Raw genomic sequence first — 15,336 nt, 5'->3', positions numbered from 1 at the left:
GACGATGCTGAGGCTGGTCAGCCGGCGCGCCCGCGCGCAGTGGCCGCTACTGGCAGCCCTCCTCGGGGTCGTCACGATCGGCGCGACCCTGCTGGGCACCTGCACCCTGCTGATCACCCGCACCGCCGAGCGGGCGCTGGAGGTCGCCGTGACCCGCGCCGCCCCCGCCGCCGTCGACGTGACCGTCTACACCGGCGCCATCGAGGGCCCGGACACGTCGTCCGTCGCCACCGACACCCGTACCGTGGTGGCCTCCGCACTGGCGCCGTTTTCGGTGACGACAACCGCGCGGGCGTCGACGGTGCTGCGGGCGCTGCCGCCCACGCTCGCCAAGGGCACCAGCGTCGAAGCCCAGGCGTACCTGTCGGGGCTGGACGACCTGCCGACCCGAGCCGAACTGCTCACCGGGCGCTGGCCACAGCACCCTGGTGACGCGGTGCTGCTGGAGTCCACCGCCCACCTGCTCGGCCTCACCCCCGGTAGCCGGGTGCGCCTCGGCGCCGAGCTGGCCCACGCGCCCGTCCCGGCCATCGACGTGATCGTCGTCGGTGTGGTCCGCCCGCTGCCGGGACGCGGCTGGGACCGCGACCCGCTGGCCGCGGCCGGCTCCGCCACCGGCTACCTGGACGGCCGCTTCATGCAGCCCGTCAACGCCTACGGCCCGTTCCTCGTCGACCTCGCCGACCTGGTCACCACCGGCGCCACCGTCGACCGGATGGAGGTCACCGCCCATCCGGACCTGTCCCACCCCAACCGCCGCGACCTGGAGACCGTGGCCGGGGCCGTCCGCGATGCCGACGACCGGCTGGCGGGCACCCTCGGCGACCGCGTCCGGCTCGCACGTGTCTCCTCCGAACTCCCGCTGACCCTGCGGTCCGCCGACGACCAACGGCACGTCACCGCCGCCGTCGTGCTCGCCATCGCCGTCCTCGGCGGTGTCCTGGCCGCGACGGCACTCGTCCTCGCCGGCCGGCTGACCACGGGCATCCGCGCCGAGGAGACCGCCCTGCGGTCCGCCCTGGGCACCAGCCGCCGCCAACTCGCCGCCACCGCGACACTCGAGGCCGGGCTCGTCGCCGCCGTCGCCGCCGCGCTCGCGATACCGGCCTCGTCGGCCCTGCACGCCGGCCTGACCCACCTGCCGCCGCTGGACGGCGCCGGCCTGACCGTCCGGCCGGCCATCACCGGCGCCCAGGTCCTCGCGGTCGCCGGCGGCGCGCTGGTGCTCGCCGCTGTCCTCACCGTCCTGGCGATCCGGCCCGTCCCGGCGGCCGGCGGCCAGCGCACCCGCCGCGAACTGCTGGCCCGATCCGGCGCCGACCTGATGCTCGCGATATTCGCCGCCGCCGGCTGGTGGCAGCTGTACGCGCAGCCCACCGCCGCCAACGCACGCGCCGACGCGGTCCGGGTGCTCGCACCGGCGCTGCTGCTCACCGCGGGCGCCGCCCTGGCTCTCCGGGTGGTGCTGCCCGCCCTTCGCGGCGCCGACCGGCTCGCGTACCGCGCCCGCGGGCTGGCGCTTCCGCTCGCGGTCGCCGAGGCCGCCCGCCGGCCACAAGCGGTCGCCGCCGGGCTGCTCGTCGGACTGGCCTGCGCGTCCGGAACCTTCGGCCTCGCCTTCGACAACACCTGGCACCAGTCGCAGCGCGACCAGGCCGCGCTCTCCGTCGGCACCGACCTGGCACTCACCCTCGGCACGGCGCCGGTGGCCGGTGAGGGCGCGGTCGTCGGCGCGGCCACCGCGGGAGCCGTGAGTCCGGTCCTCGACCGTGGCACCACGGTCGGTCAGTGGCTCGGCACCGCGGGCGTCGCGCCGCGCCTGGTCGCCGTCGACACCACCCGCGCCGACGCGCTGCTGCGCGGGCGGCTGGACGGCGACCGCGGTTGGGCGGACGTCGGCGCCACGCTGGCACCACGCACCCGGGTCACCGGCCTCGCCATCCCGACCGGCGCCCCGCTGGTCCTGAGCGGGACCACCACCGGCGACACCCCGCTCACCGTGACGCCCCGGCTGCTGCTGCAGGACGCCAGCGGCCTGCGCACGTCCTGCACCGGTCCCGCCGTAACACTCGACGGCCGGGAGGTTCGGCTGCCCGCCTGCGCCACGGCTGACGGGCAGCGCCTCGTCGCCGTCGCCCTGCCGGTCACCACCGACGAGGTCGGCAGACCCGTCGCCGTCGCCGTCACGCTCACCGTGCCGCCCACCGGGTCGGCGGAGAGGGCCACGGACGGATCGGACTGGACCGCCACGTCCGCGCCGCCGATCCCGAGCAAGGTGAGCGACCCGACCGTCGGGGTGTCCGCCACGCCGACGGGAACCGCGCTGCGGATGACCGCGACCGTCGACCCCGGCGGCGCCGAGGAGGCGGCCCGGACCCTCGTCGCCACCGCCTTCCGCGACCCCGGCCCGGTGCCCGTCGCCGTCTCCGCCCGCTTCGCCAGCGAGGTCGGCGCCGAGCGCGGCAGCAAGCTCAGCGTCACGGTCGGCATCACGCCCGTCCCGATCGTCGTCGCCGAGGTCGTGCCGACCGTACCGTCCGCCCCCGGCGCCGTCGCCGTCCTGGCCGACGTGGACACGCTGTCCCGCGCACGCGCCGTCACCGGCGACCTCACGTTCCCGGTCGACGCCTGGTGGGTCGGCCACCCAGCCGACCCCGGTGCCGCCGAGCGGGCCACCGCCCTGCACCTGGGCACCGTCGCGTCCCGCGAGGCGGAGACCGCCCGCCTCACCAGCGGCCCGCTGCGCGCCGGGCTGCCGGCCGCGCTGCGGATCCTCGTCCCGGCCGCGGCCCTGCTGCTGCTCGCCGGCGTCGTCCTGCACGTCACCTGTGACCTCCAGGTCCGCGCCGTCGAGGTGACGCGGCTGCGCGGCCTGGGGATGTCCCGGCGCGGCATCCGGGCCGTGCTGCTCGGCCAGCACGCAGGCGTTCTGCTGCCCCTGCTCGCGGCGGGCGCGGCCGTCGGCGCGCTCGCCACCCGCGTCGTCGCTCCCCTGCTCGTACGCTCCGACACCGGCGCCGCGCCCGTCCCGGCCACCCAGCCCCACTGGCCGTGGCCGGCCGAGGCCGCACTGCTCGCCGTGCTGCTGGCCGGATGCCTGCTGGCGGTCGCCGTCGTGGTCACCGTCCAGGTCCGCCGGGCCGACGCCGCGCACCTGCGGGTGGCGCCGTGAACCGGTGGCTCAACCGCCGGCGGCCGGCGCCGCACTGGCCCAGCGTCCGCGGCCGTGGCCGTACCGACGCCGGCCCGCTGCTGCTCACCGCCGCCGTCATCGCGGCCGTCGCGCTCCTCGCCGGGGCCGTGCCGGCGCTGCTCGGAGCCGCCGCCGACGACGCCGTCCAGGACACCGTCCGCCGCGCCGGACCCGACGCGAACGTCCTCGTGCACGCCAACTGGGAACGCGACGACGGGCCGACGGGCGGGCGGGTCCGGATGCCCCGCCTCGCCGAGGAGACCGACAAGTTCCGCGCCCGGGCGGAGAACGCGCTCGGACCCGAACTGGACGCCGCGCTGCTCCCGCCCGTCGCCGTCGTCAACGGCCCGATCCTCACCATCACCGACGGCAGCGTGCCGCGTACCTTCCAGTTCACCTACCTGGCCGGTGACCTCGGCGGCCCGGCCGTGACCTGGATCGCCGGCAACCCACCCGGCGCCGCCGTCCCCGACGACTACGTCGAGACCCCGTACGACGGACCGCCCTGGCCGGTGCAGGTCGGCCTCTCCGAGGTGGACTCCGCCGCACTCCATCTCGGCCCCGGCGACCGCATCCCGGTCACGGACGGCCAGGGTCGCAGCCCGCACGTCCGGATCAGCGGGATCTACCGACCCGCGGACAGCGCCGACCCCGTCTGGCGACTCGCCCCGTCACTACTGCGCCCCGTGCCCGGCGCCGACGGCGTGGGGACCACCCGGTTCGGCGGCCTGCTGTCGCGCGACTCGTTACCGGACGCCCGGCTCGCCGTCGACGAGGACCAACTGCGGCGCACCGTCCACTTCGCACCCGTTCCCGACGCGCTCACCTGGGACGACACCGCCGCGCTCGCCGGCAAGGTGGTCAAGCTCAAGGCAGCCTCCGGCTCGTCGATCGCCCGCGACGAGTCCCTGAAGTGGGAATCACAGCTGGACACGGCGCTGCGCGACGCTCGGGCGCGCAACAGCGCCGTTGCCGCACAGGCCGCCGTCCTGCTCACCGGGGTTTTGACCGCCACGGTGCTGGTCCTGCTCCTCGCCGCCGACCTGCTGGTCCGCCGCCGTACCCCGGCGCTGAGCGCCGCCCGGCACCGAGGGGCTGCGCTGCCCGACCTCGGTGCGGAACTGATCATCGAGTCCACAGTCGTGTCCCTGTCGGCCGCCGCCGTCGGGCTCGCGCTCGCCCGCGCGGCCGCCCCGGGCGTCTCCTGGACCTGGGCCGTACCCGTGGTCCTGGCCGGTGCCGTCGCCGGGCCGGCGTTCGGCACCCTCGCCGCCGCCCGCGCCAGCCGCGACCGACGCCAACCCGCCAACCCGGCCGCCCGACGCTGGATCCGGGCCACCGGCCAGCTGCGCCGCGCCGCCGTGGAGGCCGCCGTCCTGATCGCCGCGGTCGCCGCCTTCGTCACACTGCACCAGCGCGGGCTGCTGTCCGTCGCCTCCGACGGCGACACCGGTGAGCTGACCGGCGACCTGATCCTGCCGATCAGCGCCCTCGCTCTGGGCGCGCTCGTCGGCGCGCTCGTCCTGCTGCGGCTCCTGCCCCTCGGGGCGCGGATCGCGCTCCGAGGAGCCCTGCGCTCGCGCCGCCCGCTGGCCGTGTTCGGCGCCTCCCAGGCGGCCACGACCGCCGGGCGCGCGCTGCCACTGCTGGTTCTGGTCAGTACCACGGCGCTCGCGTCGTTCGCACTCATCCTCGGCGCGACCGTCACCCGGGGTCTGGCCGACGGCGCGTGGAGCACCGTCGGGGCGGACGCCCGCCTCGACGTCGGCGCCGAGGCCGCCACACCCGCACTCGCCGAGCGCATCGCCGCCGCACCCGGGGTGGGGCAGGTCGTCGTCGCGCAGGTGACCGACTCGGCACGCCTCTCCACCGCATCGGGGCTGATCACCCCACGCCTGGTCATCGTGGACGCCGCCGCGTTCCAACGCCTGCTGGCCACCACGCCGCTGCCCGACGCGCCGTCGCTGGCCCGGCTCACGGCGCCCGGTCCCGGGGACGTCCCCGCGCTGGTCCGATCCAGCGACGGCAAGCTACCGACCGGCACGCGGCTGCAGCTACCCCGGGACCGCGCCCCGGCGATCGGTCTCACCGTGGTCGGTACCGCGCCCTCCGTCGGCGGCGCCGACGACGTCGTCATCGTGGACGCCACGGCCCTCGCCGACGCCGGGCTGCCCGCCGTTCCGAACACCGTCTGGGTGACCGGCCCCGGCGCGGCGCGGGCCGTGTCGACCACCGGCGTCCCCGCGGACGTCGTGCTGCGCGCGGACGTCCTGCGGGCGCAGCGGGTGGCTCCGCTGACCACGGGACTGCTCCGGCTGGCGTGGACGGCCGCCGCGGTGCTGCTGGCGCTGGGGTTGCTCGGCCTCGCGCTCGCCGCCGCCTCCGGTGCGGCTCAGCGGTGGCAGACCCTGACCCGGCTGCGGACCCTCGGCCTGCGGCCACGCGACGCCCGTTGGGTCGCCGCCGGTGAGCTGCTGCCGCCGGTCGTGGTCGTCGCGGTGTGCGGCCCACTGCTCGGGGCACTGCTCGCGCGCCTGACGCTCGGCCCGCTCGACCTGCGGCTGCTCACCGGCCAGGCCGCCGACCCGGCGGCGGTCCTGCCGTGGTGGCTGCTGGGCCTGCTGGGCGTGGCGCTGATCGCGGCGGCCGCCGCTGTCGTACCTGTGGAGTCGGCGCTGCGGCGGCGCGACCGGCTGAGCGAGGTGCTCCGCGCCGGCGAGTAAGACTGTCTCCCCCTGCGGGGAGCGGAAACGCCGAGACCCGTTACCGGATATCCGGTAACGGGTCATCGAACCGCTTGCATAGCTGGTGGGCGATACTGGGTTTGAACCAGTGACCTCTTCCGTGTCAAGGAAGCGCGCTCCCACTGCGCCAATCGCCCGTGGCGGCCCCGTGGGGCGCATCGCGAGCGGACGACGGGATTCGAACCCGCGACCCTCACCTTGGCAAGGTGATGCGCTACCAGCTGCGCTACGTCCGCACGTCCCCGGCAAGCGCCGGCGACAGGTGAACTCTACCCGATGCCAAGATCGCTTGGCACGGCACCCTGCCCGGTCGCGGTTGCGCTGGTCCCCGCCGGGGTACTGAGGGGCTCGACAGCGCACCACACCCCCTTAAGGAGGCTGTCGTGGGTATCGGCACCAGCATTTTCCTGATCGCGCTCGGCGCGATCCTCACCTTCGCACTTGACGCGAGCGTCGGCGGCATCAACCTCGACGTGGTCGGCTGGATCCTGATGGGGGCCGGCGTCCTCGGCCTGATCATGACCACGCTGATCTGGGGCCGCCGCCGCGAGGTCGTCACCACCACCGAGCAGCCGGTGGAATACCAGCGGGTCGAGGAGCGGCGGGACATCGCCCCGCCGCTGTGACCCGACCACACTCCACCGCCGGCACAGTCAACGGACCAAATGCTGCTGGGCCGGCCGCCTCGACGAGGGCAGCCGGCCCGGCACACCGGGCCGCCCACCGCGTCCAGTCAGTCCAGGCAGGTGAGCGCGACGTCGGCGTACCGTGTCAACGCCGCCCGGTCCGGGCTGATGGCGCCCATCACCCGTAGACCCTGCAGGCTGGTCACCAGGAACCCGGCCAGGTCGCTGGCGCTGCGGTCGGACGTGATCTGGCCCCGCAACTGCGCCTCGGCGAGCAGGTCGAAGAGCGCCAGCTCCAGGGACTGGGTGGTGGAGCGGAGCCGCTCGGCGACCCGCAGGTCCTGGTGCGCCCGTTCCATCGATGCCCCGACGATCAGGCAGGACAGGTGCCGGCCGTCGCCGGTGATGTCGTCCACCGCGCTGACGAACACCTCGCGGATGACCGCCCGCGCGTCGTTGCCGGAGCGCAGCAGCTCGACCATCGGTGCGGCGTAACGCTGCCGGTAGAGGTCGAGCACCGCCAGGTAGAGGCCGTCCTTGCTGCCGAAGGCGGCGTAGATCGAGCCACTGCCCAAGCCGGTCGCCTCGGCGAGGTCGCGCATGGAGGCGCCCTCGTAACCCTTCCGTCGGAACACGTCCATGGCGGCGTCGACCGCGGCGTCGAGGTCGAATTCGCGGGTACGTGCCATGTCGCAGACGCTACCCGCAATCTGGAACGTTCGACAAAGTATCGCCTGTCACAGCCGCCGAATCGACCCATTTCCGCAGGTGAGCGCGGCGGAGATGCCGACCTGGACGCCTTCGTCCGGCCTACGCCCGGGCGTCCGGCGCCGCCGCCATCGGGTTCTTCCGGGCCGGGGCGGCGGCGCTGTAGGCCGGGTGGGTTCGGTGCAGCGCCCGGAACGGCAGGTAGAAAAGCATGATCAGCCGGCTGGTCAGCCAGGCCCGCCAGTAGCTGGCGTTACCGGCCCGCCCCGAGTGGCTGGCGTAGGAAGCGTCGATCATCCGCAGGTACGCCCAGAAGTCGGCCGGGTCGTTCCGGAAGCGGCGCGCTGAGGTGCCGGCCCGGAGCCCGGCGGCGAAGACCACCCGGTGGCCGGCCCGCCGTAGGTGGATGCCGAGGTCGAGGTCCTCGTGGTAGCGGCGATCATCGCAGAGGTCGGTCCGGATGGCGTGCCAGGCTCGAGCCCGGACCGCCATGTTCGCGCCGAACAGCCAGTCGAGCCGCTGCCGGCTGGGCAGCGTCCATGCCCGGCGCAGCGTCAGGTCCACCGCGTTGAGGGCCGCCGGAAAGCGGATGTCGTAGTAGGTCACCGGACCGGTCACCGCAGCGACCGTGCCGTCCGCGAAGACCCGGCGGACCTCCTCCACCCAGTACGGCGGCAGCCTGGTGTCCGCGTCGATCCGGCCGATGACGTCACCGGTGGCCGCCATCAGGCCGCGGTTGCGGGCGGCCAGCACACCCAGCCGCGGTTCGGTGAGCAGCACGACCCGGTCGGTGTACCCGGCCAGCCGGGCCCGCGTCGCGTCTGTGGAGGCGTTGTCCACCACGATGATCTCGTCTGCCGGCGTCGTCTGCCGGAGAGCCGCGTCGAGGCACGGCCCGATGGTCTCCTCCTCGTTGTGCACCGGCACAACGATCGAGACCTTCGGTGCGCGGGCCGGACCCGCTCCGGCACTGTCGGATGGTGCAGCCGCCCCGGCCATGGCCCGCCCCCGCCCTAGGGTCGATGGATCGTCGCGCGGGAAGCGTGCCATGCGAGGCCGCACCGGCGCTGTCCCGTGTCGTGCGTTCGTCGAGCGCCTCGGCCAGCAGGGCTGGTGCCGGCTGATGATGCCTGGACAGCAGCAAGCCCGTTACCGGAAGCCGGTAACGGGCTGCTCAACTGCCTATATACCCTGTGGGCGATACTGGGTTTGAACCAGTGACCTCTTCCGTGTCAAGGAAGCGCGCTCCCACTGCGCCAATCGCCCGTGCTTGTTGCCGAGGTGGGGACGGGATTTGAACCCGCGTGGACGGCTTTGCAGGCCGTTGCCTCGCCTCTCGGCCACCCCACCGAGGTTGCCCCCGTCACGCGTGGCGGCAGCTCCGAGCGGACGACGGGATTCGAACCCGCGACCCTCACCTTGGCAAGGTGATGCGCTACCAGCTGCGCTACGTCCGCACGCCCCCGGACGTTCCCGGGTGACGGATGAGAACTTTAGCCGAGCCGGTGAGAGACTGCCAACTCGGGGTCACCCCGGCGCGTCCCGTCCCTTCCGGGCTGCACCGAAGAACCTTCCGGGCTGCACCGAAGACCCTTTTCGGGCTGCGTCGAAGACCACCGCGGGCGGGAGACGGGACCGCCACCCGCAGGGCTTCCTAGGGGGCTGGCCTGGTACTGCCGGCCGCCACCGACCGTCACACTCGGATGCCCGCGGACGACGATGGCCATCAGTGCGCCGCACGCCGGCTACCAGGCACTTCGCGCGTCGTCCACTCGCGGCGGACCTCGGTGAACGCTCGCACAGGAACGACTGACGGCACCCCCGGGAAGTGTCCGGCTTCCGACTGTCGCATCGCGGATCCGGCCGCAGCGGTAACTGTTCGTGTTCAGTCGGATGGGCTACGGTAACGGTCGTGACGAGACGTGCGGCCGAGATCCGCCTGGATGCCCTGCTGCGCACCGCCTGTGACGTGATCGTGGAGCGCGGTCTGGCCAACACCCGGACGGCCGACGTGGCGCAGGCCGCCGGCGTGAGTCAGGCACTTGTTTTCTACCACTTCGCCACGAAGGATCGCTTGCTCGCACAGGCCTTCGCGTACGCGGTCGAGCAGGATCTGGCCCGACTGGACGCGGTGACCCGCTCCTCGGCCCCCCCGCTGACCAAGCTCCGCCGGATCCTCAAGCTCTACACGCCGGCCGGCCGGGCAACCTCCTGGTCGATGTGGATCGACGGCTGGTCCGAGTCGCTGCGCACCCCGGAGTTGGAGAAGGTGTCCCGCCGGCTCGACCTGCGCTGGCGACAGGACCTGGCCGCGGTGATCTCCGCCGGGGTGGCCGACGGCACCTTCCAGTGCGCCGACCCGGACGGGGCCGCCTGGCGGATCAGCGCGGTGATGGACGGCCTGGCCGTCCAACTCGCGGTGCACGACCGGGTGATCTCCCGTCGGCAGTTCGGCGAGTGGGTCCGGCTGGTCACCGCCCGGGAGCTCGGCCTGGACCTCACCGACCTGGACTGAGCCGGGCAGCCGACGCGGTCGCCGTCACCCGGGCGGGCAAAACGGCTCGGCCCGGCCCGCCGACCGGAACAATCGGCAGCATGGATCTGCTGGAGGCGTACCGCCGGAGCCTGGCCGAATTCGTCGACCGGGTGGACCAGGTCGAACCCGGCCAGTGGTCCGACCCGACACCCTGCTCCGACTGGGACGTGCGCACGCTCGTCAACCACGTGGTGAGTGAGGGCCGCTGGAGCGTCCCGCTGCTCGCCGGCCGGACCATCGACGAGGTCGGCGACCGACTCGACGGCGACCAACTCGGCGACGACCCGATCGCGGCGGCGCGGGAGACGGCCGCGCAGGCCGAGATCGCCGCCACCCATCCGGGCACGCTCGACCGCGCCGTGCACCTCTCCGCCGGCGAGACCCCGGCCGCGGAATACCTTCAGCAACTCCTCGCCGAGCACCTCGTCCACGGCTGGGACGTGGCGGTGGCGATCGGCGCGCAGCCTCGGCTCGACCCGGACGCGGTGCACGTGGCTGCCCGGTGGTTCGCCGGCCAGATCGACGACTACCGCCGCAACAACCTGGTCCAGACCGGGGTGCGGGTGCCCGACGACGCCGACGAGCAGGACCACCTGCTGGCCGCCTTCGGCCGCGACCCCGACTGGACGCCGGGCGACTGACCCCGCGCGGTGGCGCCTCCGGCGGTGAGAGTGGGCGTGCCCCCGCTCGCCGCCGGTCGCCGCATGTCGACTGATTTCGATCAATAGGCGTGTCGGACGGCCCCGGACCTTGCCGCCGCCACAACTGACTGATATTCACAAATGCACATGCGTCATCGCGCATCGACGGCCGGTGACAGCCGGCCCTCCGCTCCCACGAGGAGGTCCTGTGCCACTACCCGAATGGTCACCCCCGATGAGCCGGCGGCGACGCCGGCTCATCGCCGTTCTGGCGACGACGGCCACGGTCGCCGCGTTGCTCCCCACCGGCGCGAGCACCGCGGCACCCACCGGCAGCGCGGCGTCCGCCGAGCGCCGGTCCGGACCGTTCAGCGAGGGGCACGAGCCCGCCGACGCCGACAACCGCACCGGTACGGCGGCACCCGACGCCCGCCAGCGCGGCCTGGCCCGCAACGCCGACCCCGACGTCAGGTGGAACCGCCTCGGCACCCCGCAGGCCCTCGGCCCCGGCCGCACCCCGCTCGCCACCGGGCTGCCCGCCGACCCGGAGGCCGCCGCCCGCGCCTACCTGCGGGCCAATCGCGACCTGTTCGGCCTGGACGCCGACGCGGTGGCCAGCATGGAACGGGTGCTGGTCCGGCCGATCGGCAGCGGAGCCGTGGTCACCCTCCGGCAACGCTTCGGCGACCTGTCCGCCGGCCCGGACGGTCTCGTCACCCTCGCGGTCGCCAACGGCTCGGTGCTCTCGGTCAACTCCTCGCTGGCCCGCGACACCGGCACGCCCGCGCCGGCCACCCGCACCGCCGAGCAGGCGTACGCCGCCGCGCTCACCGACGCCGGGCTGACCGCCGCCGCCGTGGCCAGCCACACCATCCGGCAGGTGGCCGTCCCCACCCCGCTGGACGGGCCACGGGCCGCCTACGAGGTCACCATGATCGGCGCGGACACCGACGAGCCGGCCGCGTTCACCAGCTACGTGGACGGCGGCACCGGGCAGGTCCTGGTCCGTGAGGACCTCGTCGACTTCGACTCCGACAACCCGAGCTGGGCGGTCTTCCCGGCCACCCCGCCCCGCGACCTCGACCCCGGGCAGGACCCCCGGGTGCGCTGGTGCGCCGACCCCGCGCCCGGTTGCCAGGCCGCCCTCCGCGACCCGGCCACCGGCCAACCCTGGGACGTCGACGCGGCCACCGGCACACCCACCTTCACCTCGCGCGGCAACTCGGCCAACACGGTGCTCTCCTGGGGTGCGGGCACCCCGATCGTCCCGGCCACCGCCAGCCCGGAGCGCCGCTACGAGTACCCGTTCACCGACCAGTGGCACCAGGCGAAGTGCAACCCGGAGGTGTTCACCTCCGCCCAGCGCAACGACGCGGACGCGTCGATCGCCAACCTCTTCGCCATGCACAACCGGATGCACGACTGGTCGTACCAGTTGGGCTTCACCGAGTCGGCGTGGAACCTCCAGGCGGTCAACCTCACCCCGGCCGGGCTGGGCGGTGACGCTGAGCAGGGCCGCGCCCAGCAGGGCGCGCTGACCGGCAACCGGAACAACGCCAACCAGGGCACCGGGCGCGACGGGCAGCCGCCGACCACCAACATGTACCTGTGGCAGCCGCAGGCAGGTGGCCCGTACCCGCCGTGTGTGGACGGCGACTACGACATGACGGTGATCGGCCACGAGTACACCCACGCGATCACCAACCGGATGATCGCCGGCCCGGACAGCGGGATCGGCGGCCACCAGGGCGGCGCGATGGGCGAGTCGTGGGGCGACCTGCTCGCCGCCGAGTACCTCTTCCAGAACGGGCTGCGCGCGCCCGGGGAGACGCCCTTCGTCACCGGCGGCTACGTCACCGGCAACCTGGTCAGCGGCATCCGCAACTACGACCTCAGCCGCAGCCCGCTCAACTACTCCGACATCGGCTACAACACCGGCGGTCCCGCCGTACACGCCGACGGGGAGATCTGGGGCGCCACCAACTTCCGGGTCCGCGCCGCGCTCGTGAAGCGGTACGGCCTCGGCACTCCGCAGCGGCAGCTCGACTGCGCACAGGGGAAGGTCGCCGCCGACAAGTGCCCCGGCAACCGGCGTTGGTCGCAGTTGGTCTTCGACTCGTTCCTGCTCCAGGCCGCCAGCCAGGTCAGCATGCTCGACATGCGGGACAACATGCTCACCGCCGACCTGCTCCGCTTCGGCGGTGCCAACCAGGACCTGATCTGGGCGGAGTTCGCCCGCTCCGGGATGGGCCGCGACGCCGCCACCAACGGCGCCGCCGACACCGACCCGACGCCCAGCTTCGCCTCGCCGCGCGGCGGCAACGCGACGCTCACCCTGCGCCCGCGCGGGGACAGCGCCGACGCGCCGATCCGGGTGTACGTCGGGGCGTACGAGGCGCGGGCAACGCCGATCGCGGACACCGACCCGGCGACGCCGATCCCGGACACCGTGGAGCTGGTGGCCGGCTCGTACGACCTGCTCGCCGTGGCCCCCGGCTTCGGCCACCAGCGGCTCGGCGTGATCGCCAAGGCCGACCAGGACGGATACGTGGACCTGCGGATGAGCCGCAACCTGGCGTCCACCGCGTCCGGGGCGACGATCACCGGCGACGGGGTCAACCTGGACCGGGTCGCCGACGACACCGAGGCGACGAACTGGGCCTCCCTGGACGGGGTGGCCGGCCGGCAACTCACCGTGGCGTTGCCCGGGGACGCCCCGCAGACGGTCAAGCGGGTGAACGTCAGCGCGATGCTGCGCCCGGCGATCACCGGCGACGCCGACACCGGCAGTCAGAACGCGCTCAGCGCGCTGCGCTCGTTCGCGGTGTCCGCCTGTAACGCGACAACCACCGACTGTGCGGACCCGGCGCGCTGGCAGCGGATCTACACCAGCGCGGGCGACGCGTTCCCCGGCGGGGCGTACCGGTCGTACAGCCGGGACATCAACCTCCGGACGTTCGCGGTGCCCAGCACCCTCGCCACCCACCTCCGCCTCGAGGTGGTGGCGAGCCAGTGCACGGGCGGCCCGCGGTACGCGGGCGAGCAGGACGACGACCCGGTCACGACGACGGACTGCGCCACCGCCAGCCCGGCTCGGACGCAGGTCAGGATCGCCGAGTTCCAGGCGTTCTCGGGGTGACGCCGTGGGGGCCGGCGGACTGCCCGCCGGCCCCCACGTCCCCCGATCAGCGGCGGGCCGGTCGCCAGCGGTCGGCCGGGGCCGGCCGCTCCCAGGTCCGGTCCACCGGCGGGTCCTCGGCCTCGTCGGCCGGGGCCCGGGTCAGGTGTCGCAGCCGCAGCAGCAGGCCCATCCCGAGGAAGAGCAGCAACCCGCCGAGCACGAAGGCGGCCTGCACCACGCCGAACCCGCCGGACCGCGAGACCGGGCGACCGGCCGGTGGCGCGGCGTCGGCCGGATAGTCCCCCACCGGCTCCACCCCGGACGTGTCCTCCTCGGCCGGCGCGCTCGCCGGCTCGCTGGGCCGCGCCGGGGTGGCGCTCGGCGTCGGCGTACCGGTCGGGGTCACGCCCGCACCCCGCACCGAGCGGCTGGCCGTCTGCCGGGCCAGCAGGCGGGCGCTGGCGTCGTACGCCTCGGCGGCGAGGGTGACCCGCCCCTGGGTGACGTCCTCGGCGAAGGCCACCCGGTAGCGGGCCGTGACCGTGCGGCCCGGGCAGAGCGTGCCCGGGTCGAGCTGCCGGTCGGTCAGCCGGGCCACGTCACCCTCGGTCTGGATCTGCAGGGGAAAGTCCCCGGTCTCCTCCACCCGGTCCATCTTCACCTGGTCGAGTCGGATGCCCTGCACGCTGAGCACCATCGACCAGCGCACCTTCACGCAGCCGCCGCGCCGATCCGTCTGGGACACCACCGCGGAGATCGTCCGCACCTGATCCCCGGCGGTGAACCGGGCCGGCAGGCCGCTCATCTCGGTGGCGAAGGCCGCCTGCGCCGGCGCGGCCAGGGTCAGCACCGCCCCGGTCACGCCGGCAACCAACGCCCCGACCCGCAGCGCGTACCGCCACACGATCACCACCACCTCGCCTCTTCTCGTCGCTCCCGGGAAACGCTAGGAGGAAACGGGCGGGTCGGACAGACGGGTGTCTTCGCACCGGACGCCAAGGACGAGGGGTGATTTCACCGACAGTGGTGAACCCCTCACCCGTACCGGTCCACCTCCCCGCGCCGCCGGGGATCGCCGGTGCGCGAGAATCGCCGGGTGTCCGAGCTCTCCAGCACGTTCGTCCGGCTGCACGCCCGGCTGGCCCCGGTCCCCTTCGTCCCCGAGGTGCGGCTGCACCAGGCCGACGAGCCGATCGGTCTGTGGGAGCTGACCGAGGGCGAGTTCTCCACCGACCGGCCGCCGCCGTTCTGGGCGTTCGCCTGGGCCGGCGGTCAGGCCCTCGCCCGCTACGTGACCGACCACCCGGAGCTGGTCGCCGGCCGCCGGGTGCTCGACCTCGCCTCCGGCTCCGGCCTGGTGGCCATCGCCGCCGCCCGTGCCGGCGCCGCGTCGGTACGGGCCGTCGAGGTGGACGAGCTGGCGGTGGCGGCCGTCGCGCTCAACGCCGAGGCCAACGGGGTACGCGTCGACGCCGAGTTCGGCGACATCCTCGACTCCGACGCGGGCGACGCCGAGGTGGTGCTCGCCGGCGACGTCTTCTACAGCGACGCGATGGCCCGGCGGGTGCTGCGGTTCCTGCTGCGCGCCGCCCGGGCCGGCGCGCCGGCGCTCGTCGGTGACCCCGGTCGGGCGTTCCTGCCCCGCGACCGCTTCGACGAGCTGGCCGCGTACGACGTGCCGGTGCCGGAGGCGCTGGAGAGCGTACGGGTGAAGCGCACCACCGTCTGGCAGTTGCGCGCCGGCCTGCCGGGAGCCGCCCGCTAGCG

General features: G+C 74.3%; 10 protein-coding genes and 5 tRNA genes. 7 read left to right on the top strand and 8 right to left on the bottom strand.

Features of this window, described 5'->3' with window-relative positions; all coding sequences use genetic code 11:
- The first annotated feature begins 4 nt into the window (after positions 1-4).
- Positions 5-3,172 (top strand): permease, encoded by a 3,168-nt coding sequence (locus tag ACLQ29_RS18870; RefSeq protein WP_425772809.1) that lies wholly within the window; start codon positions 5-7, stop codon positions 3,170-3,172.
- Positions 3,169-5,916, top strand: coding sequence for an FtsX-like permease family protein (locus ACLQ29_RS18865; RefSeq protein ID WP_425772808.1), 2,748 nt, complete (start codon positions 3,169-3,171; stop codon positions 5,914-5,916). The genes ACLQ29_RS18870 and ACLQ29_RS18865 overlap by 4 nt, the downstream gene beginning before the upstream one ends.
- A gap of 83 nt (positions 5,917-5,999) precedes the next feature.
- Here the strand turns inward: ACLQ29_RS18865 and ACLQ29_RS18860 are convergent.
- Both ACLQ29_RS18860 and ACLQ29_RS18855 read right to left on the bottom strand, forming a co-directional pair.
- Positions 6,000-6,074 (bottom strand) — tRNA-Val (locus tag ACLQ29_RS18860).
- Positions 6,075-6,100: 26 nt separating this feature from the next.
- A tRNA-Gly gene (locus ACLQ29_RS18855) sits at positions 6,101-6,173 on the bottom strand.
- A gap of 147 nt (positions 6,174-6,320) precedes the next feature.
- On the opposite strand from ACLQ29_RS18855, the gene ACLQ29_RS18850 reads away from it, so the two are divergent.
- Positions 6,321-6,563, top strand: a complete 243-nt coding sequence (locus tag ACLQ29_RS18850) for a DUF6458 family protein (RefSeq protein ID WP_357070106.1) — start codon at positions 6,321-6,323, stop codon at positions 6,561-6,563.
- 107 nt (positions 6,564-6,670) lie between these two features.
- Here ACLQ29_RS18850 and ACLQ29_RS18845 read toward each other — a convergent pair whose 3' ends face one another.
- From ACLQ29_RS18845 to ACLQ29_RS18825, 5 genes are all read right to left on the bottom strand, one after another.
- Entirely contained in the window at positions 6,671-7,252 is a 582-nt protein-coding gene (locus ACLQ29_RS18845; RefSeq protein ID WP_425772807.1) for a TetR/AcrR family transcriptional regulator, read from the bottom strand.
- A 121-nt stretch (positions 7,253-7,373) separates the two neighbouring features.
- Positions 7,374-8,270 (bottom strand): glycosyltransferase, encoded by an 897-nt coding sequence (locus tag ACLQ29_RS18840; RefSeq protein WP_425772806.1) that lies wholly within the window; start codon positions 8,268-8,270, stop codon positions 7,374-7,376.
- Between the two features lie 195 nt (positions 8,271-8,465).
- A tRNA-Val gene (locus ACLQ29_RS18835) sits at positions 8,466-8,537 on the bottom strand.
- 13 nt (positions 8,538-8,550) lie between these two features.
- A tRNA-Cys gene (locus ACLQ29_RS18830) sits at positions 8,551-8,621 on the bottom strand.
- A gap of 34 nt (positions 8,622-8,655) precedes the next feature.
- Positions 8,656-8,728 (bottom strand) — tRNA-Gly (locus tag ACLQ29_RS18825).
- A 455-nt stretch (positions 8,729-9,183) separates the two neighbouring features.
- Here ACLQ29_RS18825 and ACLQ29_RS18820 point away from each other — a divergent pair.
- The 3 genes from ACLQ29_RS18820 to ACLQ29_RS18810 all read left to right on the top strand — a co-directional run bounded on the left by ACLQ29_RS18820 (position 9,184) and on the right by ACLQ29_RS18810 (position 13,587).
- Positions 9,184-9,786 carry a TetR/AcrR family transcriptional regulator gene (locus ACLQ29_RS18820; RefSeq protein WP_393375905.1) on the top strand — a complete coding sequence of 201 codons (603 nt, stop codon included), beginning with the start codon at positions 9,184-9,186 and terminating at the stop codon, positions 9,784-9,786.
- An 80-nt stretch (positions 9,787-9,866) separates the two neighbouring features.
- Complete coding sequence (locus tag ACLQ29_RS18815; RefSeq protein WP_425772805.1) at positions 9,867-10,448, top strand: TIGR03086 family metal-binding protein; 582 nt, start codon at positions 9,867-9,869, stop codon at positions 10,446-10,448.
- Between the two features lie 208 nt (positions 10,449-10,656).
- Positions 10,657-13,587 (top strand): M36 family metallopeptidase, encoded by a 2,931-nt coding sequence (locus tag ACLQ29_RS18810; protein WP_425772804.1) that lies wholly within the window; start codon positions 10,657-10,659, stop codon positions 13,585-13,587.
- Positions 13,588-13,633: 46 nt separating this feature from the next.
- Here the strand turns inward: ACLQ29_RS18810 and ACLQ29_RS18805 are convergent, their stop codons facing one another.
- Positions 13,634-14,485, bottom strand: a complete 852-nt coding sequence (locus tag ACLQ29_RS18805; RefSeq protein ID WP_425772803.1) for a hypothetical protein — start codon at positions 14,483-14,485, stop codon at positions 13,634-13,636.
- Between the two features lie 180 nt (positions 14,486-14,665).
- Here ACLQ29_RS18805 and ACLQ29_RS18800 point away from each other — a divergent pair, with 180 nt between their 5' ends.
- The gene (locus tag ACLQ29_RS18800) at positions 14,666-15,334 is read left to right on the top strand and encodes a class I SAM-dependent methyltransferase (RefSeq protein WP_425759328.1); all 669 of its coding nucleotides are present in this window, start codon (positions 14,666-14,668) and stop codon (positions 15,332-15,334) included.
- The last annotated feature ends 2 nt before the right edge of the window (positions 15,335-15,336 follow it).

This window comes from Micromonospora sp. DT228 (assembly GCF_049841595.1).
Taxonomy (GTDB): Bacteria; Actinomycetota; Actinomycetes; order Mycobacteriales; family Micromonosporaceae; genus Micromonospora.
This window is presented reverse-complemented; position numbering and strand designations above follow the sequence as displayed.